This is a genomic window from Clostridium weizhouense, assembly GCF_019431045.1.
GTDB lineage: Bacteria > Bacillota > Clostridia > Clostridiales > Clostridiaceae > Clostridium > Clostridium weizhouense.
The window spans coordinates 132,563-155,005 of record NZ_JAHXPT010000010.1 but is presented as its reverse complement, the minus strand read 5'-3'; the positions used below and the strand labels follow the sequence as shown (position 1 = coordinate 155,005).

The window sequence follows — 22,443 nt, the reverse complement described above, 5'->3', positions numbered from 1 at the left end:
ATAAATTCTCCCTTCCTAAATCTTATTACAAGTAAATTATAATAAATCTACTGTTAACTTAATGTTAATATGATCTCTAACCTTTAAAGAAGTATATTAACCTTTATATTCAGAAAAGGATAAATAAAAACAAGAACCTTTATTTATCTCACTATCAACTAATACTACTCCATTACATAAATCACACACATGAGATACTAAGCTTAATCCAATGCCATATCCATCTTTGTTTAAATCATTAATTCTATATTTGTTGTTAAATATTTTTTCTATGAAATTTTTATCCATGCCAATACCATTATCTTTAACCTCAATAACTACGCTATTATATCTATTTTTTACAGATACTTTTATTGGGTTATCTCCACCATATTTAACTGCATTATCAATTAAATTACTTACAGCACGATATATCCACCTTTCTTTTGCTAATATAGTGGTATTATCATCAAAGTCAAACTCAATATTTTTATATGCTTTTCTGTAAGTATCACATATATTTGCACATACTAAAGATACATCTACTAAAACCATCTCATCACCTGATTTTAAATCACTTAAAGTTAATATATCGTCTATGCTATTAGTAATGTTATCTAATAATTTAATATATTTCTTGTTTTCATCTACTTCTAGATTTGTTCTTAATATTGCAATTGCATTTTTTTGTTCGTGAGATAAATAGGAATTTAACTTTTTATAATCCTCTAAATTTTGTTTAAATTTTTCTTTTATATTTTCATAAGCTATACCAAAGGATTTACTTACTAAATAAGGATTAAAATCATCATCAATGGTATTAAGTTTTTTAACAATATTCTCAATTTCTTTATTATGTATTTTGTTTAAAGTTACCCATAATAAAAAAGATGCTATTATAAAAATCGTAAAAAATAAGATAACCATAATAAGTATATCTTTAAATCCACTATTTAAATACACTTTTCCAATTTCATCAATTCTAACTACCTTATTAAAATTTTGTGGTGGAAATTCATTTTCATTTAATGAACCATAAATAGAATCATCTTGATTATTTACATCATTCTTAAACATAATTACCTTAACATTATTTTGATTTACCTTACCTTCTAAATTATTAAATGATCCCTTTATACTATACATTCCAAGTCCTATAACTAATGATAGTAATAACGAGTAGATTATTATAACCACTCCACTTTTTAAATTTACTCTACACATAATAAGTAACCCTTTCCTCTAACATTAATTAAAACCTCTTTTCCATAGGCACTATTTACTTTATTTTTTAATCTGGATATATGTACTCTTAATACTGATGAAAATGGATCAAAATTTTCATCATATATATGTTCAACAATTTCTTCACTCGATACAACTGCTGGATATTTATAGCATATATACTCTAAAATATCAAACTCTTTAATTGCAAGGGCCACTTCATTTCCATTTATATTAACAGTTCTATTAATTGGGTTAAGTTCTAGCTTTCCAATGTTTATAATTGGATTTGTACGTCCATGAAATCTTCTTATTACTGCATGAATTCTTGCTCTAACCTCTAATAATTTAAATGGCTTAGTGATATAATCATCTGCCCCATTATCTAATCCTATAGCAAGGTCTGAAACTTCATCTCTTGCTGTTATTATAATTATTGGGGTGCTTATAGCTTTTTCTCTTAAGTATTTTAATACCTCTATTCCATCAATATCAGGAAGATTTAAATCTAAAAGAATTACATCATATTCATTAACAGTTGCCTTATCTTCTCCATCTTCCCCAGTATTTGAAATATCTACTTGAAAATTAATTTTTTCTAATCCCTTTTTCATTGAATTTGCTAGTTCTATATTATCTTCTATAATTAACAGTCTCATAATTAAACACTCCCTTTAATATTTTATTTACTTACTTATACACTTGCATAATTTACTTATTTTATACGTAGAACAGATATAAATAATGTACTCTATATTTTACCAAAACTAATGTTTATTAAAAGTTAATATCAAAAGAGATGCTACATTATTTTAATATTAGCATCTCTTTTAATATAGCAAATTTTATTGTAATTATATTATTTTTAAAAGTTTAATAAAGAAATAACTCCTAGAGATAAAAGAAATATTAAAACAATAATATTTAACCATTTATATATAACTAAAATAGCTATAAATTCTCTTATCAAGGCACTTGGTAAAAAGTAAAATGCTGTTGGTGCACCTACTCCATGTGCCTTTACTCCAGCTTTTCTTGCAAAAATTGACGCTCTAAACACATGATAATTATTAGTAACAAAAATACATCTATACTTATTAGATTTATCCATAATTAACTTAGAGAATTTCATATTTTCATAAGTAGTTCTTGATTTATCTTCTAAAATGATATCATTTTTGTTTATATTTTGTGACATTAAATAATTTCCCATTGCACTTGCTTCTGATATCAATTCATCTGCACCTTGTCCTCCAGATACTATTATTTTTGTATTGTTTCCTTTTTCTTTTTGTTTTTTATAAATTTCTATAGATTTATCCAGTCTTGATTTTAATAAAGGCGGTACTCTATCACCTATTAATCCAGATCCTAATACAATTATATAATCTAAGTCTCCTTTCAAAGATAACTTTTGATAAATATAAGAATAAGCTAAATAACTTACAAATAAAAATCCCAAATAAGCAGAAATAAGTATAATTTCTATGATTGCTATATATAAATAAGAATTCATATTATCATAATAAATTGCTATTACGCTTAAAGAACAAATAATTAAAATATCTAAACCAATTATTAATGATAGTTGATTTGCTAACTTTCTCCCCTCTTTACTTCTCATTACCTTGCCATTAAAAATAAGCCAAAATCCACTGAATATAATTATTAATGGAACTATTCCATATACAAACATTAAAATAAATAATCTTGCAATATCACTTTTGACAGATATTATATCTACTATATAAATAATCAACTCCAATATTCCACTTGTTAAAATTAGTCCTGTATAGAAATTTCTCTTTTCTACAAAAAATAATATTCCACCTAATATTAATAAAAATATACTAATTAAAAATATTTGATTCATCTCATTTATCCTTCCAGTATATATTTTTTTATTTATTTTTTCCAAATTAAAACTACATATTCATAAAAATAGTACCTTAATCATACCTTGATCATCCTTAATGTATATAAAATTATGTTAAAAAGCTATATTTATTTTAATTTAAATTATTTCTTTTGTTATACTTTATTATTAATACATTAATTTAACCATATTTTATGTAACTACTTAAAATTAAGAATCTCACAATATATATTTTTATAACCAGTTGTAGAGCAAAAAAATAAGAGCTTAAAATTAATTAAGCTCCCTGATTATTTTTATTTATAAACTAATAGTTTCTTTCTCATTCACATATTATAATAACTATATTTATATTCTAAATTTCACAACTTCCTCAATTATCATTTGTATTATTTCCTTCTTTTCTAAGAGCATCTACTTCTTCTTCTGTTAATCCGGTTTTTGCAGCTATTGTTTTATTATCTAAAATATCTAATAAATTTTTTGCTATTTGTAAAGCCTTATTTTTTTCACCTTTTTGTGTATAATGTCTTCTTCTTATTTCATCAACAGTCATTTTAAATGCCCCTCCTTTTTTCTTTTTATAATCATCATATTTCTTTTCTATTTCAGAACTTTGGATTAAAAATAAATACTCTAGAAAATCTACTAAGGCTTTTATTTGCTCATTATTTTTCACCTTATCGTAATTTACTAATTCTTCTGCTAATTTTATTTTTGCTTCATAAATATCTTCATCTTCTTGTTTGGTTTCTAATAAACTTTTTGCCATTTTAAATACTAATTTTAATGGATTATCTTCACTTATATTTTCTAAGCTTAACTTTTCTACATCTATTGTTTTAAAATTATAAGTTAATATTTCATTCTCTAATTCCGGCAATTTATATACATACTTTTTATCTTTTCCTCGTTCACCTTTATAAGTGTATATTGCTGCTGCAACTATTTCAGATTTGTCTTTGTATTTATATCTAAACTTATCCCAAATTCTATAAAAATACCTAAACATTCTTTCGCCAAATACAGCTTCATCACTACTATAACTTTGTACTTCTACATGAATAAAAAGTATTTTGCTTCCTTTGTCTTTTAATCTAACCTTTATTATCTTATCTGATATTATTTTTTCCGCACTATCTTTATCAAAAATATCCTTTTGAATTTCTTGTAATTCCTTATCTAAACTTTCAGTTCCAAGTTCCCAAGCAATATTATCAAATATCTCTGGAAAAAGTAACTCTACTATTTCTATTTCAAAGGCTTCTAATATTGATTTCCATGCTGCATCAAAATCATGCTTTTTAATCAAGCTATTCACGCCCTTCTTATTTATCATTATCATTTGTATTATTTCCTTATATATATTATATATTATCACTTTAAATTTATAAATACTATTATATACAGTATTTTAAACTAAAGTTCATATTATCTTTTGATAATTTTAATTCTTTACTTAATGATTTTAAAACTCTCTTTAGTATATAACAATATACTTTCTTTATTAAAATTTTACCATAAAAATAATATTTAATTATAAAAAATAAGAGCCTAATTACATAGACTCTACTTTATGCTTATATCTTTCTTTTATATTTCACTAAAATCATGTTTAAATTGTTTTACTGTATATTTAATATTCTTTAATAAACTTAAGTTTAAATCAAAAACATTGAAGCAAACCATGAATGTAATTTCAACACATTGTTTAATATCTAATAAATAAGATGCATCACCTTTTGTATAATTATCTAACATTTTTTCAATTAAAACTTTAATTGAACCTAAACTATTTATAAACTAAACACTGTTGTTTCTTTTAGCTATTTCTAAAAAGTCATTTCTTTACCTTTTTATATAATATTATTACATCTTTTATTTTGAAGATTTTTATTTATATTCTCTATATGTTTTAATTTTTTAATATCTATATTTCACCATAAATAAAGACTAGAAAACCTAAAGAATTCTAGTCTTTATCTGCATAATTTAAAATAACTTTGATGACTATTTATATCTGCACCATTATTAACTAAAAATTCTATTACTTCAAAATAATTATTTTCACAATTATCTATGGCAAAATTAAGTAGGCTTTTATCATCACATTTTTCATTAACATTGCCTCCATTTTCTATAAAAGCTTTAAGTTCCTCCAAATTCCCCTCTTCTATTATCATTGAAATAGTTTTTGGCCTTGAACCAAATAAAATATCACAAATTTTCATTGAAAATTTCCTCCTAATATTTAATATATATATTCTAATTAAGTTATTACATTTATAATATTTTATATTATTTATATAGAAAATTATATGTTTAATTAATAATATCTAGTTAGAAGCATATATATCATAAATTTTTTATATAAATTCCTCTCTATACTGGTGAATAATACTATTTATAAATTTAATATCTATATTAATGAACAAACTTTCTTGGAGCTTATATATTATAAATTAATTATAATATGTTTCTATAAATCTTTTTATATTTTTCTTGATTTATTATATACAAATTTCCATATTAATATCATTTACCATTACTATTCTTATTAAAACAATGCTATGTTTTAACTAAATGTTGATATTATAGTATAAAGCTCACGGACAGAGGAATTTATTTTAAAACATAGCCTAAAATAAAATGAAAAAATATAGTCTATTTATCTCATAAATTAAAAAATCCCCAACAATACTTACATTAAAAGTATTGTTGAGAATTTTGGTAATTAAAATAAAATTCTATATTAGCATCTTAAATTTCACCTTATTTTTTATATAAAATTACTTTTTTATGTTATCATCTCTTTATAAATTAACACTTTTACCCCATAAAACAAATAGTTTAAAATTAATTATAACCTTCCATATAGTTTACTAACCTATTGTAATCTTCAGTTGTGTCTGCATCTAATGTACATCCAATATCTTTAACAGGAACTGTTGCTATCTGATCTTGAAGTTGTTTCCATATTTCTCTAAGACCACCTTGTTCATTAAAGTTAAGTATATAATCTATACATTTTGATGAAATCAAAGGTGGATGCTTTTTATATCCATCAATAGTAGGGAAAGAAACCATTGCATGAGTTCTGCACATATTTTCTTTTACTGCAATAAAAGTTTTAGTATTAATGGCTGGCATATCCCCTGGAAGAAGATAAAATGCATCACAATTATCTAATTCTGATATTCCAATTTTAATAGATGTTAGCATGTCAGTTTCTGCATAGTTTTTATTTTTTACAAATATTAATCTTAAAGGATCATATTTATTATAAAGCAAAGCTTCAACTTCTTTAGCTCTATGTCCCAATACTAAAACCACCTTATTTACACCAACATTAAACATACTATCAATACTATTTTCAATAATAGTTTTTCCTCTCAATTTCATAAGAGGTTTAAACTCTTTCATACGACTAGATAATCCTGCAGCCAATATTACTCCATTTATATTCATTCAACTATCTCACTTTCATTAAAATATAGTCTTACAATGATTATAATATATATATGCTTCAAGTCTAAATTATTCAACACAAGAATAAATTGCTATTAGATTTATTGAACACTTATTATTGTAAAACATATTTATTATTTATTTTTTGACTTTTTATAAAATGTGTCTCTTAATGGAAAATGAGTACGGAATTTACCATCTAATCTATAATAAGCATGTGCACAAGCAGGTGCTGTTGGAATTAAACATAATTCTCCACAACCTTTTGCTCCATAAGTTTCAGGGATTTTTCCTTTAGCTTGTACAAGAATAACTTCAAGTTCTGGAGCATCATTTGCTCTTATAAGTCCCAATGTACCTAATTTTGTCTTAGGATATCCTCCTTCAACTTTAAATTCTTCTGTCAAAGCATAACCTAATCCCATAACCATACCACCTTCAATTTGTCCTTCAACAGATTGAATATTAACTGGTGTTCCAACATCAAATCCAGCGACTACTTTTACAACTTTTCCTTCTTCATTAAGAACTACAACTTGAGCACCATAACTATAACTCACATGACTAATCGGATTATCTTTTATAGCTCCCATTGGATCTGTCTTTGCAGAATACTCTCCAAAAAATTCTCTACCTTCTAAGTCTTCTAATGTTAATCCTTTATCTAGTTCTGCTTTCAATTTTTCAGATACTCTTCTTACAGCCTCACCTGTTACTACAGTTTGTCTTGAAGCTGTACTAGTTCCTGAATTTGGTGTACGAACAGTATCTGGTCTTTCATGTATAGTAAGAGCTGGATCTAAACCAGTTGTTTCACATAACACAGTAGTACACATTTGTGCTATTCCTTGCCCCATACAAGCTGCTGAAGTTCTAATATGCACTTTGCCATCTTCAATAGATAAAATACAACGTCCAATATCCTTATGTCCTACACCAGTTCCACTGTTTTTCCATCCTATAGCAATACCTGCATATGGATTTGATTCATATACATCTTTAACTGCTTCCAAGCATTCTACAATAGCAACACTTTCATCAGCTATCTGACCATTTGGTAATACTTGACCTGGACGAATTGCATTACGATAACGAATTTCCCATGGTGAAATACCTACCATTTCTGCTAATAGATTAATATTACTTTCAGTAGCAAAACAACTTTGTGCTGCTCCAAAACCTCTAAAAGCTCCACTAACAACATTATTAGTATAAACTGACATTCCAAGTATATCCATATTTTGATAATTGTATGGTCCACCTGCGTGAGTACATGCTCTTTCTAGTACTGGTCCCCCAAGAGATGCATATGCACCAGTGTCAGCAATAATAACAGCTTTCATAGCAGTTAAATAACCGTTTTCATCACAAGCAGTTGTCATTTCTATTCCCATTGGATGACGTTTAGTATGATAATTTAAGCTTTCTTGTCTTGAGAATTTTACTTTTACTGGTTTTTTAGTATACCATGCCATTAATGCCGCATGATGTTGAACGCTCATATCTTCTTTTCCACCAAATCCTCCTCCAACAAGTTGAGAATGAGAATGTACTTTTTCCATTGGAATTTGAAGCATAGTTGAAATTTCACGTTGTTCATCATATACAGATTGTGAACTAGTATATAACAAAAGACCATCTTCTCCTTCAGGCATTGCAATTGCACATTCTGGTTCCATAAATCCATGTTCTTGACATGGTGTTTGATACTTTCTTGTTACCACATATTTAGAATTTTTGATTGCCTCAGCTGCATTACCACGTTGAAGCATAGCACGGCTCATAATATTTCCATCTTCATGAATTAAAGGTGCATCTGATCTTAAAGCATCCGTTGGAGAAGTAACTGGCTCAAGTTCTGTGTAATCGACTTCAATAAGTGCGCAAACTTCTTCAAGTTTATCTTTATGATAAGTTGCTACTAATGCTAATGCATCTCCTACATATCTAGTTATTTCACCTTCAGCAAGCATTACATCCCAATCTTGTTTTATATGTCCAATACGTTTGTTTGGAACATCCTTTGCTAATAAAATTTTAACACAATCTGGATGATCTTCTGCTTTACTTATATCAATTTTATTTATAATAGCTCTTGGATATTTAGAATGGACTGCTTTTGCATAAATCATTCCTGGCAATTCAATATCATCTACAAACATACCTGTTCCATTTACTTTTTCAGCTGCATCAACACGTTTAAATCTTTGTGCCATCTTTAATTCAGTTGGATTAGGTGTAATTTGAATATTATTTCTAAAATATTCTGCTGCCATTAAAATTGCTTCTTCAATTTTCTTATATCCTGTACAACGACAAATGTTACCATTAATTGCTTTCTTTACATCTACTCTTGTTGGATTAAGATTAACATCTAATAAAGCTTTTGCACAAATCACCATTCCCGGAATACAGAAACCACATTGAACTGCTCCTGCTTCTGCAAAGCAATGTTCATAAACCTCTTTTTCTCTAGGACTTAATCCTTCTACAGTTAAAATCTTTTTCCCCTCAAATTTTGATACTTTTTGTATACAAGCTTTTACTTTTTTTCCATCAACTAATACAGTACATGTCCCACATGCACCTTCACTACAACCATCTTTTGCAGAAGTAATTCTCAAATCCTCTCTTAAAAAAGATAGTAGTGACTTGTCTATATCAGAAACTACATCTTTACCATTAACATTTAATTTAAACATAAATACCCTCCCATTTAGAATAATTTAACAAATTATCTTATAATTATTATAAAACGGAGGATTTTTTCCTTCAAATTCTTTGTGAAAAGAACTTGTTTATATAAATTTCTAAAATTTTAAAATAATCTTTCAAATTCTTTTTTTGCATACTGCCTCACATTTTGTTCAAACTGTTGATATTTCTTTAAAAATTCTAAACCTTCTTTTGTTAAATAGGTTTTTCCTCCTTTACTCCCTCCATGCTTCCTTTCAACAACTGAATAACCAAGCTCTCCTTCTAGCTGATTTAAAATGTTCCATGCCTTACTATAAGACAATGCCATATGCCTACATGCACCTCGTACAGAATTCATATCATGAATCAAAATTAAAAGTAATTTTGCTCTAGAATCAAAAAATGAAGCTTCTTTTTCTATACTAATTTTAACAAAAGGATGTAATATACGTTGATTATGCTTTATTAAAAGTTCATCTAATTGATCAACATAATCTGTATCATAAATAATACCTTCATCATCTACATTTATCCATTCTCTTTTAACTCCAGTATTCTTAATAGCTCCTCTCATCCCCATATTTCCGTCATATTCTAAAATTTTAGGAATTAATTCAGACGCTATTAAAAGTGGATGTCCAGATTTACCATGATATGATGGAGAAACCAAGGCTTTGTTACGTTCTATCATAATTTGAAGAGTTTCTGTTGTAAACATTGGAATACTTACAGGAGTAAATATTACTTGATCACATTTATTCTGTAAAAAATCTAACCCTATCTTTGCAGACTCAAATTTTTTTGAATTTTCATACTCATTATTTTTCAAAAATATAACCCCATAATTAACTAAATCACGTTCAATTTCATCAGCTTTATATCCTGTAATTATCACAATTGGTGAAACTGAGGCTTTCTGGAGAGTTAAAACAATCCTTTTGATTATAGTGATAGAACCAATTTTTAATAATGGATTAGTACTACTTCCTTCCGATGATTTTCCAGCTGCAACAATTATTCCACCTGTTACTTTCTTATCTTTTTTTCCCATATTTATACCTCTCACTCTACCTAAATAGTCTTATCTTACTCGTAAACTAATCTTTAACTATTTCATTTTAAATCTAACTTATTATGCTTAATTCCAATACATTAGATTTTATATTAATTTTATACATTATTTCCATAGTTTTCAACCGACTCTTAGTTAAAAGATTATCATAAATATTTTTTGATTCTTTATAAGCACCTTTAATTTTGTTTTCTATATCATTCATAAAATCTCTCCAATCAATCTTTTTTATTGTATAAATATTATCATATAAATTATTTTAGGCTATGTTTTAAAACATAGCCTAAATTTAAAATTATTTATGAGAAAATCTCTTTTTTATTTTTACCATTGATATCGGTTTACTCCACCAGTTTCATCATTTGAAGTATCAAACCAGCAATCTAAAAGTTCAAACCAATTTCCAACATCATTGATTTCAGGAGTTTGTCCATCTTTGCACCAGCTTAATTTACCATATAAATAATTATCTTTAATAATAGTTGTATCTATTGAGTTATACCAACTTTGACCTTGCCAACAAGGAAAACTCATATATGAAAATTGATCAGTATATATTTTATTTCCATCTGGTAAGAAAATACTCATTCCATTTTTACCTTCAGTAAAACCTTTAAATTTACTTCCAGCATATGAATATACTATAGTATTATCTACATTTTTCATTACTTTTTTAGCTAAAGTCTTAATATTGTCACTAAAATTATAGCTTTTAGCTATATTTTGACTTAAATCATATAAATCAAAATATGGATAAGCCATCCATTCAGCACTACTATTTTGGTTAAAATAATTAATTAAATTTACTCTTCTATTTTTTCCTCTAAGATTTTCAATATCATATTTTTTATTTTCTTTCCATAAAGCTCTAGAAAGTTCATCTACTGAATCTTTTACATTTTCTATTTTACTTAAATCAAAGCAACTTAAAGCTTGGTTATTAACATTAGCTCGTTGAACAGAATCCCTTTGTGCTTCAACCATTATTGCTCCTAGTTCAAGATTTGTAACTTTTGAAGGATCAAAATATTTCTCTCTTCCTCCTAAAGTTAAGTCTCTTCTTCCATTATCTCCACCACCAGATTTAAGACGACTAAATATTCTTTTATAATCAAATCCATATCCCCAAACTACAGGTGCTGATGCAACCATAACATCTGCAGAAAAGCTACCATTTCCAGGTCTATATTGATAAGCAACTTCTGCTGTTCCCATTAAACATGCATCATAAGCTAATACATCTACAGATTCATCTTCAGTCAAGGTGTCAGATATTTCAGCAGTATATAAGCAATCATTATCATCTGTTTCATCCCAACATATTGCTTTAGGGTTTTTAACTTCTTCTGTCTTACCCTCTCTTGCTCCACCACCATGATTAGATACAATAAGTGCGTATTTATCAGCAGGATATTGGTCTTTACAAGAATCTATAAATTTCTTTAAAGTATTTGCATCACCCATATTTGCTTCATAATTACTTGTTTTAGTTATTTCAGGGAATTCATCCCCACCATCAATTCTAATAGTTTTATTTCTTTCGATTTTATACATTCTTGTATCAGAAAAATCTTCTCCTAATACACTTGAATCATCAGAATAGCCTTCATTTCTATCAACTAAAGCTATTAAATTTAAATTTGGATTATCAATATATCCTTCTTTCATTTCCTGAAGATCTAATAATAAATTAGGTTCTAAATTATTATCTGCATCACAATAAAACATAATAGTTAATTTTTTGCCATCATTTTCATCCTTAACTTCTTCTTCATATTGCACTGCTGATTTAGTAGTAGTATCCATATTAATAATGTCATTAATATTTTCTGAAACTCTAGCTTGGATAATATTCTTGCTTGTTTGATTTACATTTTCTTGTTTTGTTTCATTTGCTTTTTCATTTGTTACTGTATCTGCATATACAGGTATTGACGTTAACAACATGCTCCCCAATAACATCATAGAAGTTAACATTTTTAATTTTTTATTCATTCATAAGCCCCCTTTATATTTTCTTGTTTTTGTAAAATATGTTATTAAAATCATAATATCATTTTTTATAAAAATAAAAAAATGATATTTTCTATGAATTTCTAGAAAACAACTTAAAAAAACGTTTAAATTTATATTTTATTAAATATTTTATAATATTTTCGCTTTTTTTATATTTTTTATATTATATAGATAACATTTTTTTAATTATAAATCGGGGGATAAATTTTATCATTAGTATTCTTTATTACTTCTATTATCTAAACAAAGCTCTTTTTTATAATAATTTTATTATTCAAAGTTACCATATTTGTAATAGAACTCATTAATCAACTGTTTGGGCATAATATAATTAAGTTCGTTTATTTTAATACTTCCTTGTGAACATATACTAGTTTTATATGCTTTATCTATTGTAATTTGTTTAAAAAAATATTTATTTTCAGTTTTTTTAGTATCTATATTTATTTCACCTTTTTTATCAAAATAAATATTAAATTCATTTAACGGAATATATAATCCTTTACCAACACATTTTATAAAACTTTCTTTAAGTGTCCAAATTTCATAAAATTTATTAGTAATTTCTTTTGATGTTGTTAAAGTATTTTTTCCAAGAATATAGTTTTGTTCTGAAATAGTAAAAAAGTTTTCTACTATTTCCTTAATTTCAATAGGTTTAATCATTTCAATATCTATACCAACTGGTTTATTATCTAAACAACATACAACATATTCTTCAGAATGAGATATATTGAAATATAAATTTTCTATATCCTTTAAATACAGTTTTCCATATTTATTCATTTGAAACTTTATATCTTTATTATTAATTTTTAATTTATCAATAATTATCTTTCTAATTAATAATTCACCATATATTCCTCTTAATTTATCTTCTCTTTTGAAAAATTTATCAACTTTTCTTCTTTTTTCTTCAGAGATATATTGCTTTATTTTATTTATATCTACCTCAGAAAAATCAGATATTTTTAAAATGCTAACTTTCATATTATTCTCTTACCTCAATAATCATTATTTTCTTTAATATTTTTGTAATATATATTTACACTCATTATAAAATAGTTACTACTTTAATTATATACTATTCTGTACTTCTAACATTTTATTTTAATAACTAAACTCTCATCTCTAATCTCTTCTATTTTTATATTATATAACTCATTTACTCTAAATCCAAAATTTAAAAATAAAATTACTCTTCAAAATACTCTTTTTATTTTCTAACAAAGAATACTAAAACTTCTTTATAAATTTTTCATAAGTTAAGTTTACATTTCTTAACACACTTTCCTTTTAGTATACAGAAGGTTAAAAAATCCATTTAAATTAATCTTCAAAACAAATTTAGTTTATAAGGAAGGATGATAACTATGAAAAATCAAACAAAAAAATTTAATGCAGTATTTGAAGGAGGTGGCGTTAAGGGAATAGGCTTTGTTGGAGCTCTAATGAAACTTGAAGAAGAAGGTTATTCAATAGAAAGATGTGCTGGAACATCAGCTGGAGCTATAACATCAGCACTTTTAGCAGTAGGATACACAGCTAAAGAAATAAAAGAAATTATGATTAATACAGATTACAACAACTTTTTGGATAAAAATATATCTATTCTTAGCTCAGGTAATATTTTAGAAAAAGCTTCTCATATGTATAATTTATTTAATGATAAAGGGTTTTATAGTGGTGATTATTTTGAAAAATGGATGAACAATCTACTTAAAGCAAAATCAAAAACAAAATTTAAAGATGTATTTGTAAACGGGAAATCTAAACTTAAATTAATTGCTGCTGATATAACAAAAGGCTCTATGTTAATTTTCCCTGATGATCTTCCAAAATACGGAATAGATCCTATGGAATTTGAAATATCAAAAGCAGTAAGAATGAGCATGAGTATTCCTTTTTTCTTCAAACCAGTAGAATTACAAACTAATAAAGGAACAAGCTTTATTGTAGACGGTGGTATATTATCTAATTTCCCTATATGGATATTTGACTCAGAGGAAAAGCCTGAATACCCTACCTTTGGTTTTAACCTTGATGAACAAGAGTTAAGTTATACCGCTCAAGGAAAAACAAACTTCTTATACTATTCATATGATTTAGTTAATACTTGTATTTTTAGTCACAAAAGTGAAGATAGATATATTAGAGATAAAGACTTAGTTAGAGTAATAGATATCCCAACTCTTGGAGTAGGCACAACTGAATTTGATATATCTAAAGAAAGAAGCTTAGCATTATATCAATCTGGATATGATAGTACAGAAAAATTTTTAAAAGAATGGGATTTTAATAAATATGTACAAGCTTATAGTATATATAAAGAAGCTTAATACATTTTAATTATTAGCTGTGTTTTAAGTGAATGTTGATATTGTAGTATAACGCTCATGGACAGGGGAATTTACTTTAATAACTCTAAAATAAAGCTTAGTCCAATTAATGCATGCTCCCAATCAAAGATTACTGACAAGCAATTAATTGTACAAATCTTTATTAAGAGTTCTAAAAAGCAAATTCCAATGCCAGTTCGCTATTATACTAAAATATCAACACTGTTTTAAAACATAGCCTAATTATTTAAACTCTTATAAAAATGCTACTATAGCATTATAAAATTGAACCTATATAATAAACACTTGTAAAAACAGTTTATTTATATAGGTTCTTTTCTCATTTTATAAATCAATTTCTTTAATATGCAGTTTTCTTAATTTATTTAATATTTTTATAATAAAAAAATAAGAGTCTAAACTAAACAGACTCTGAATTAATAACTTAAATATAGCTTTTTTATTTTATAATTTTCAACTGATCTTGAATAACAAAAACATCTTCTTCAGTATCTTGAACTTTTCTTTTTACAAATCTAACATCAGTTTTTATTTCTTTTAATTTATTAGATAACTCATCTGCAATTTCATTTGTAACCATGTTACCAATTTCAGTAGACATTTTATCAAATCTAATATTTACTTCTTCAAAACCACTATCTACTTTATTTTCAAGATTATCTACCTTACTTTCAATACTATCTACTTTGCTTTCAAGGCTATCCACTTTATTCTCAAGATTATCTACTTTATTCTCAAGACTATCTAATCTTTTATTAGTATTATTCTGCTCAATCTTGATATCATTAACATCTGATTTTATTCCTTGAACTTCTGCATAAATTCTAGTCATAAGTTCAAACATTTCATTTGATTTATCCATTTTTTTCACCTCGCATGTATGTGTTTGGTAAAATCATTATATCATAACATTAAAATATAGTATATATTTTAACTGCATACATACGAAGTTTTATTTTTTAATCCATAAGCACTCATAGTATTGCTACATGTTCCCCCTACTAGAGTTGGTTTAGGAGCATTTGATACTAGTAATGGATATAAATCTGCTACTGCTACTTCTGCTTTTCATCCATTACAGTGAAAGTTCCAAAAAATAAATCTTGAATATCTGAAGTATACCCTAAATTTTTATAAGACTAATCAATTACTAACACTTGTTCAGAATTTTTATCTACTAACTAAAAAATCTTATACTCATTTACAACATTAAATGATAAAGCATTCATACATAAATCTTTCATTTCACTTCCATTATTTAAAGCCTGATTAATCACATTAAAAGATGCACTTTTAGAAACTATATTCATTAACTCATCTTTTTCATAATATGAATTTTTTATAGTTCTTTGAATAAGATTATATATCATATAATAAGACATAAGCTGCTCTTTAAATAATTCAATCTTTTCATGTTCCCTAAGTAGTATAATTTTCTCTGAATATTTTACTTCTGGAAATAAGAGTTCACAAAAAATCTCTGGTATAAAACAGAATAAATCATTAGCTAATGTAATATCATTACAGAAATTAAAAATTTGAATATATAAATTTTCATATCTTTCTTGTGAATCACATTTTTTATATAAATCCAATGCTTTCATAGTTATGTTGCTAATTTGTTGTTGAGTAAACTTATATGGTGTATATGTACTGTCCACTTGAATTAAAACAAAAAACTGTTTTTCAGAATATAGTGTATCCTGAATTTTCCATTCATTAATATGTTTATTGATAATTTCATTTATATAAATATTAACTTTTCCATTTATTCTACATTCACAATTAATTGACTCTCCTGTTTTAGATGCATATATCTTTATATAATAAACCTTTTTATTCCCTAAACGTTTTTTTATTTCATACCCCAAAAGATCCCAGTAATCTATACACTCACCTGCCACTCTTGTGCCTTGAGCTGTTAAGCAACTTTTGTAAAGTTTAAATTCATTTATCTTATCACAATATTTTATTTTTACTTTCTCTCCATCTTCATCTTTTAATGCATGCGTTAATCCACATAATGATGATAAAGAAAAACTAGCTACTGCATATTCAATCGCAGTATTAATATCATTTCCAATTCCAGCTACAGATTCAATAAAATCTTCATCAAAAATCTTATGTTTAAGTATAAATATAACTTGAATAAATCCCTTATTTACCTGTGCCACATGTGCTCCTATTGTTAAATCTATATCTTTAATATGTAGACTTCCATTATCTATTTCACTATCTTCTATTGTTCTATTTAGCACTTCGAGAACCTTTTCATCATTAGTTAACTTTTCTACTAAGCTTTTGTTACTTCTATTAAATATTTTGTTAAATATACCCATATATTTATTTTCCCTTCTGTTATTAACTTTTTTGTTATTTTACTTTTCATTTAAAAATTAAATAACAAAAATAACACACTTTACTATCGGATTATTTTTACATTACTTTATATTTATTCAAAAAATAGATTTATATATTATTTTTTACAATTATTTAGATTTACATGTTTTTATTTAGTTAATTTAAGTAATAAAATATATAGGCTCTAATAAAGTTTGTTAATTATATAATTTATCCAGAATTCCAATTATTAGATATTTAAATAAAAAATTATAAGTATAACTCTTATTTATAATACTAATACTATAAAAAAGGAGATGATTTAAAGTGGGAAAGAATAAAAAGGAAAAATTAATACAGCAATCAAATGATAATGGTATGTCACAAACTAAAGTTAAATCATATGAAGAAAGAAATCAAGAAAATATAAACAAAGTTGTATCTAGAGGTAAAGACATTACAATTAATCAACTTTAAAAATAATAATTATTTGAGCAAATTTCATATTTGCTCAGTAGCTATTTTACTAATTTTGATTTTATATAAAAGGAAAATCACCTTTTGTATATGATTTATAAAATATTTATACAAAAGGTGTACAACTAATTGATAATATTTACTATTTAAATACATTTTCCTAATAATTTTTGAATTTCATCTTCTGAAAGTATTCTATACTGTCCTTTTTTGAGTGAATTATCTAAATCTAATTCTCCAATAGAAATTCTTTTTAAATATATTACATAGCAACCAACTGCTTTTAACATACGCTTTACTTGGTGTTTACGTCCTTCTGAAATTGTAAGATATCCAGAAACAACAGGTTGTTCATAAAAGTTTGAGTTTATATTATAAAACTTTCTAATGTCAAATTCCTCTTCTAAATCTTCATACATTCCAGATTTTATTACTTCTATTTTTGCAGGCTTAGTTATTTCTTCCTCTTTTCCAATAGAAATCCCATTTTCTATTTTTTTTATATCTTCTTTATCTAATGAACCTAATGCAATAAAAAAATATTTCTTTTCAACATGTTTTTCTGGACACATTAATTGATGATTAAACTCTCCATCATTAGTAAATAACAATAGGCCTTCTGTGTCTTTATCTAATCTTCCTACATGAAATATTCCATTCATGTTTACCTCATTAAAAAAATCAAATACTGTTTTATTAGTTTCATCTTTTCTTGCAGTAATACATCCACCGGGTTTATGAAACATATAATACACTTTACCTCTATAAGTAACTAGTTTATTAAGATATTCAATAATATCAGTATCCTCTTTAATTTCTATTGATGGCTCTGTTATAACTTTTCCATTAACTTTAACAGCTCCGTCTTTAATATAAATTCTAACATTTTTTCTTGTTCCAATTGATGACTCTGCTAAAAACTTATCTAATCTCATGTTGCCTCTTTTCTAATCATTTGTATAAATTAATTTTACCTCTATTAATATATATTAATTTTACTTTTGCGTAAAGATTAACAGTCTAAAAATTAAATATTTTTTAATATAAATCAAAGTAAATTATATATTTAATTAAAAATTCTATTATTAAATAAATCTCTGAAAATATTGCATATTGTAAAAGAAACATATTACATATTTCTTCATAATTACTAGCAAATATACACAGTATTGTTTGCGATTTATCAAAGCAAAGTCATAAATCCTCTTATACATACGTACAATAATACTAGTCATTATAAAAAATTGGGTTGAAAAATACTAAAATAACTGTATTTTTTACTAAGGGGGATTTGTTATGTTTTTTTTTGAATCACAGCCTATTACAAACTGGCTTATGTTGCTAGTAGTATTTTTGGCGTTGATTGGACTAAATGAATTAGGGCGTAGATCTAAATTAGGGGGGATATTTCTCTTTATAATAGTACCATTAATTCTCACCTTTTTTGTATGGCCAAAAACTACTGAAGGTACAAGCGTAAATGATTGGTTTCACTATGCTAAAGTATACTCAGCACTAGCAGGGTGTATTGGCTTCTGGATAATTAGACATGTACAAGGTGTAAGTAGCAAAAAATGGGCTTTATGTTTCCCACCATTAATTTTAGCAATTAATATTTGTGAAGCAGTAGCACGTGATTTTCAAATTTATGGACTACATCTTAACAAAGAAATATTTGAAGGCATGATGACAGTAAGTGGTTCCTGGAATGTTATGAATGGAATTGCTGGTATCTTAAATATTATTACAATTACAGGTTGGTTTGGAATATGTATAAGTAAAGATAAGAGTAAAGATATGTTATGGCCTGATATGCTTTGGTTCTGGATTATAGCATATGATATTTGGAACTTTGCATACACATACAATTGTTTACCTGACCATGCATGGTACTGTGGTTTAGCATTACTTTTAGCTCCTACAATTGCAGCTTTCTTTATCAGAAAAGGAGCTTGGTTACAGCATCGTGCACAAACGCTTGCATTATGGTGTATGTTTGCAATGACCTGTCCAAGCTTTATTGATCAATCACAATTTGCAGTTAAATCATCACATAATTCAACTCCTCTATTTATTGTAAGCTTATTAGCATTAATATCAAACATTGCAGTATTTGTATACTATCTTTATAAAATTAAGATTACAAAACGTAATCCGATTAAAGCTGAACTTTATACAGATCTTAACAGCTACAAAGAAATTAAGGAATTATCTGAATAATATTATAACTAATTATAGCCATCCTCAAATACGGATGGCTATATTAAATTCTTAATTTAATTAACTCTTCTTACTTTGGATTATCTTTAACGATTTGCCCAAGGATCAATCCACTTATATGTCTTTATTTCTTGATTATTTTTAATTAAAACTGCATCATCTAATTGATGATATCCACCTTTTCTCTTATATACATTTCCAGTATCTTTTCCAACATAATATATACATACTGCATCTCCAGTATCCATATCATATAAATAAAAGACATATACTGATTCATTAAGTTGAAATCCTTGAAAATATTTTTTAAGTTCAGGGTTTATTTGTTCTTTTGTACATATACCTTGAGAAGTTAATTGACTATTAACTTTGTCATTTGAATAAATTAAATTTAAAGCCTCTTCTGCATTTGTAACCCCATTATTTACTTTATCAGACGTCTTATTACTTTCCTCAATTTTTTTAGGTTTCGGTGTTTCTTTTATCAACCCTTTTTCATTTAAATAACATCCATCTATGGTTGTATTTGTAGCCATAGTTCCATCACTATTTAAATAATACCAATTTTCCTGATCTTGTATCCAACCAGATCTCATCTTTCCATCATTGCCTAAGTAATACCAGCTATTTTTATCTTGTAGCCATCCACTTTGTTCTTTGTCATCTTTATAGTAATACCAGTTATCCCCTTTTTGTTGCCAGCCATTAAGTTTTTCTTTAACTGGAGCCGTAGATTGAACAGGTTCTGATTCTACATTCTTAGTTTGCATATTACTAGCTAATATTGCTCCTCCTGCAGCACATCCACTAACCACAATTACTGCTATTATTCCACCAACAACAAACATTTTATCAGTAGCCATATTATTCCCCTTTGTTATAATAATAATTTTCTTATTTTGCATAATTGTACCATTTATTATATCATATTTTAAAATCTATAAAATTTATTAGAAGTAATATTTATTTAATTATATGTAAACTAATCTTATAATTAACATATAGCTAAATTATAATATAATATTTATTTTAAATTTATGATCTATAAAAAAATTATTAAGTTCACTATATGTTATCTAATTATATAGGAGCAAATTTTGAAAGGACAGAAACATTAGTTAAATTCCTTTACAAAATATGGTATAATCAACTTATAGTAATTAGAAAAAGTTCTCTATACATCAGTGAAGGAAGTGAAATTGTATGGATATATTTATTTTAATTTGTAATATTACTATACCTACAATAATGTTTGCAATAGGATTGTTATACACTATTAGTCCCTCTAAGAAAATTAATTCAATTTTAGATTTAATAACACCTATAGTAATGATGTTTTCAGGAGTTTCAGATACTCCAAAAACAAATATAACTAAGAATACAAATACATTTATTGTAGCAAATAAAAATTGCGGTGTTATATGGATTTGTAGCGGTTTGTTTATACTAATAGTTAATACTATATTATTAATATTAAATGACTCTGAAATCAACTCTATAAGCAACTCATTATTCGAATTTGAATGCTTAATATTTGTTTCTATATTTGTAACAGTTGAGTATCTTTTAAAAAGAAAATTTTATAAAAAATCTAATTAATAAATTTAATATATAACAAATAAAGCAGTATAACATAATACTGCTTTTTATTATGCATAAATATGAAGAATATTAAAACTTGACTTAAATTTTAACAGGTATATTTTTTAAAATTAATAGTAGTTTTCTTGAAAAATTAACCACTTGCAATCTCTATTTCTTTGAATTACAATTAAGTCACGGGCTAAATATAATCTCTTTCTTTAAAGAGATTGCAAAGCATTTGTAAAACTGTATTTAGTTTTTGATAGTTATCATTGGCATGATAGCTATTTTTTATTTTCCTACGTTTTAACTGACTGTTGATATTACTAGTATAATGTCAAACTGAAATTTGTTTGTTTTAAAAATAGACTTTTAATTAATTAACATTAAGTTTAACAACGCCATTCATAAGGGTATGCATCATTACCAAGCCATTTGTAGGTTTTTACTATTTCATTATTTTTTATTTGGTATATTGGAAGTCCTCCTTGATGTGGAATGCAATATATATTATTGCTTTCTTTGCCAACCAAATAACCACAAATCTCATATTCACCACTACTATCAACAAGATTAAATACGTATACATCTTCTACTGGCAAATTCCATTTATCATTAACTATAAAATTATTAATATTTCCTTCACTATATCTTGTTGATAATTTAGCTCCATACTCTTTAGCATTCTTAGAAATAAAATTACTATCTTCTTCTAAAATTAAGTTTCTTGCTTCATTTGCTTCTTTAGATGGCATATTCCAACATCCCTCCTTATCTAATTCACACCCATCAATAACAGTATTAAAGGCTTTTTCTCCATTTGAATAAAGATAATACCAACGTCCATTTTCCTCTATCCAACCTGTTTTCATATAACCATCTTGTCCAAAATAATACCACTTGTGCCCTATTTGTTTCCACCCTGTATAATAAGAACTCTCTTGTGAATACCACCATCCATTATTATCTTGTCTCCATTCAGCACTTACTCCTATAGAATTCAACACTACTACTAAAAGTGCTACTAATCCAATTACCATTCCCTTTGCTAATTTTAATCTTCTCATCTTATTACCCCCTCTCAGTATAATATAATATATGAAAGAGATTTATGCTTTTAAATCCAATAT

The 22,443-nt window shown here is 26.0% G+C and carries 20 protein-coding genes; 4 read left to right on the top strand and 16 right to left on the bottom strand.

What is annotated here, in order from left to right; translation table 11 throughout:
* Window positions 1-96 precede the first annotated feature (96 nt).
* From KYD98_RS12920 to KYD98_RS12870, 11 genes are all read right to left on the bottom strand, one after another.
* Window positions 97-1,203 (bottom strand): sensor histidine kinase, encoded by a 1,107-nt coding sequence (locus KYD98_RS12920; protein WP_219780463.1) that lies wholly within the window; start codon window positions 1,201-1,203, stop codon window positions 97-99.
* Window positions 1,191-1,862, bottom strand: a complete 672-nt coding sequence (locus KYD98_RS12915) for a response regulator transcription factor (RefSeq protein ID WP_219780462.1) — start codon at window positions 1,860-1,862, stop codon at window positions 1,191-1,193. The genes KYD98_RS12920 and KYD98_RS12915 overlap by 13 nt, the downstream gene beginning before the upstream one ends.
* Before the next feature lie 206 nt (window positions 1,863-2,068).
* The gene (locus KYD98_RS12910) at window positions 2,069-3,076 is read right to left on the bottom strand and encodes a YdcF family protein (protein WP_219780461.1); all 1,008 of its coding nucleotides are present in this window, start codon (window positions 3,074-3,076) and stop codon (window positions 2,069-2,071) included.
* A gap of 376 nt (window positions 3,077-3,452) precedes the next feature.
* Window positions 3,453-4,391: an Rpn family recombination-promoting nuclease/putative transposase gene (locus KYD98_RS12905; RefSeq protein WP_219780460.1), complete on the bottom strand. Its 939-nt coding sequence runs from the start codon at window positions 4,389-4,391 to the stop codon at window positions 3,453-3,455.
* A gap of 667 nt (window positions 4,392-5,058) precedes the next feature.
* Complete coding sequence (locus tag KYD98_RS12900; RefSeq protein WP_219780459.1) at window positions 5,059-5,310, bottom strand: ankyrin repeat domain-containing protein; 252 nt, start codon at window positions 5,308-5,310, stop codon at window positions 5,059-5,061.
* 625 nt (window positions 5,311-5,935) lie between these two features.
* A complete protein-coding gene (locus KYD98_RS12895) occupies window positions 5,936-6,547 on the bottom strand; it encodes a nucleotidyltransferase family protein (RefSeq protein ID WP_219780458.1) in 612 nt (203 codons plus the stop codon).
* Window positions 6,548-6,681: 134 nt separating this feature from the next.
* Window positions 6,682-9,249: a selenium-dependent xanthine dehydrogenase gene (gene xdh, locus KYD98_RS12890; RefSeq protein ID WP_219780457.1), complete on the bottom strand. Its 2,568-nt coding sequence runs from the start codon at window positions 9,247-9,249 to the stop codon at window positions 6,682-6,684.
* A gap of 116 nt (window positions 9,250-9,365) precedes the next feature.
* Window positions 9,366-10,295: an NTP transferase domain-containing protein gene (locus tag KYD98_RS12885; RefSeq protein WP_219780456.1), complete on the bottom strand. Its 930-nt coding sequence runs from the start codon at window positions 10,293-10,295 to the stop codon at window positions 9,366-9,368.
* Window positions 10,296-10,368: 73 nt separating this feature from the next.
* Entirely contained in the window at window positions 10,369-10,521 is a 153-nt protein-coding gene (locus tag KYD98_RS12880; RefSeq protein ID WP_219780455.1) for a hypothetical protein, read from the bottom strand.
* A 119-nt stretch (window positions 10,522-10,640) separates the two neighbouring features.
* Window positions 10,641-12,311, bottom strand: a complete 1,671-nt coding sequence (gene cloSI, locus KYD98_RS12875) for a clostripain (RefSeq protein ID WP_258049806.1) — start codon at window positions 12,309-12,311, stop codon at window positions 10,641-10,643.
* Window positions 12,312-12,602: 291 nt separating this feature from the next.
* Window positions 12,603-13,322, bottom strand: a complete 720-nt coding sequence (locus KYD98_RS12870) for a 4'-phosphopantetheinyl transferase family protein (RefSeq protein ID WP_219780454.1) — start codon at window positions 13,320-13,322, stop codon at window positions 12,603-12,605.
* A 383-nt stretch (window positions 13,323-13,705) separates the two neighbouring features.
* Here KYD98_RS12870 and KYD98_RS12865 point away from each other — a divergent pair, with 383 nt between their 5' ends.
* Complete coding sequence (locus KYD98_RS12865) at window positions 13,706-14,671, top strand: patatin-like phospholipase family protein (RefSeq protein WP_219780453.1); 966 nt, start codon at window positions 13,706-13,708, stop codon at window positions 14,669-14,671.
* 460 nt (window positions 14,672-15,131) lie between these two features.
* Here KYD98_RS12865 and KYD98_RS12860 read toward each other — a convergent pair whose 3' ends face one another.
* Together KYD98_RS12860 and KYD98_RS12855 are read right to left on the bottom strand one after the other, a co-directional pair.
* Window positions 15,132-15,554 carry a hypothetical protein gene (locus KYD98_RS12860; RefSeq protein ID WP_219780452.1) on the bottom strand — a complete coding sequence of 141 codons (423 nt, stop codon included), beginning with the start codon at window positions 15,552-15,554 and terminating at the stop codon, window positions 15,132-15,134.
* Window positions 15,555-15,873: 319 nt separating this feature from the next.
* Window positions 15,874-17,031, bottom strand: a complete 1,158-nt coding sequence (locus KYD98_RS12855) for a DUF6348 family protein (protein ID WP_219780451.1) — start codon at window positions 17,029-17,031, stop codon at window positions 15,874-15,876.
* A gap of 328 nt (window positions 17,032-17,359) precedes the next feature.
* Here KYD98_RS12855 and KYD98_RS12850 point away from each other — a divergent pair, with 328 nt between their 5' ends.
* Window positions 17,360-17,509 carry a hypothetical protein gene (locus tag KYD98_RS12850; RefSeq protein WP_219780450.1) on the top strand — a complete coding sequence of 50 codons (150 nt, stop codon included), beginning with the start codon at window positions 17,360-17,362 and terminating at the stop codon, window positions 17,507-17,509.
* A gap of 146 nt (window positions 17,510-17,655) precedes the next feature.
* Here the strand turns inward: KYD98_RS12850 and KYD98_RS12845 are convergent, their stop codons facing one another.
* Window positions 17,656-18,444 (bottom strand): pseudouridine synthase, encoded by a 789-nt coding sequence (locus tag KYD98_RS12845; RefSeq protein ID WP_219780449.1) that lies wholly within the window; start codon window positions 18,442-18,444, stop codon window positions 17,656-17,658.
* A gap of 361 nt (window positions 18,445-18,805) precedes the next feature.
* Between KYD98_RS12845 and KYD98_RS12840 the strand changes: the two genes are divergently transcribed.
* Window positions 18,806-19,729, top strand: a complete 924-nt coding sequence (locus KYD98_RS12840; protein ID WP_219780448.1) for a DUF5692 family protein — start codon at window positions 18,806-18,808, stop codon at window positions 19,727-19,729.
* A gap of 86 nt (window positions 19,730-19,815) precedes the next feature.
* Here the strand turns inward: KYD98_RS12840 and KYD98_RS12835 are convergent, their stop codons facing one another.
* Window positions 19,816-20,592: a hypothetical protein gene (locus tag KYD98_RS12835; RefSeq protein WP_258049805.1), complete on the bottom strand. Its 777-nt coding sequence runs from the start codon at window positions 20,590-20,592 to the stop codon at window positions 19,816-19,818.
* 340 nt (window positions 20,593-20,932) lie between these two features.
* Here KYD98_RS12835 and KYD98_RS12830 point away from each other — a divergent pair, with 340 nt between their 5' ends.
* Window positions 20,933-21,328, top strand: a complete 396-nt coding sequence (locus tag KYD98_RS12830; RefSeq protein WP_219780446.1) for a hypothetical protein — start codon at window positions 20,933-20,935, stop codon at window positions 21,326-21,328.
* A 377-nt stretch (window positions 21,329-21,705) separates the two neighbouring features.
* On the opposite strand, the gene KYD98_RS12825 is transcribed toward KYD98_RS12830, so the two are convergent.
* Window positions 21,706-22,380 carry a cell wall-binding protein gene (locus KYD98_RS12825; RefSeq protein WP_258049804.1) on the bottom strand — a complete coding sequence of 225 codons (675 nt, stop codon included), beginning with the start codon at window positions 22,378-22,380 and terminating at the stop codon, window positions 21,706-21,708.
* Between the last annotated feature and the right edge of the window lie 63 nt (window positions 22,381-22,443).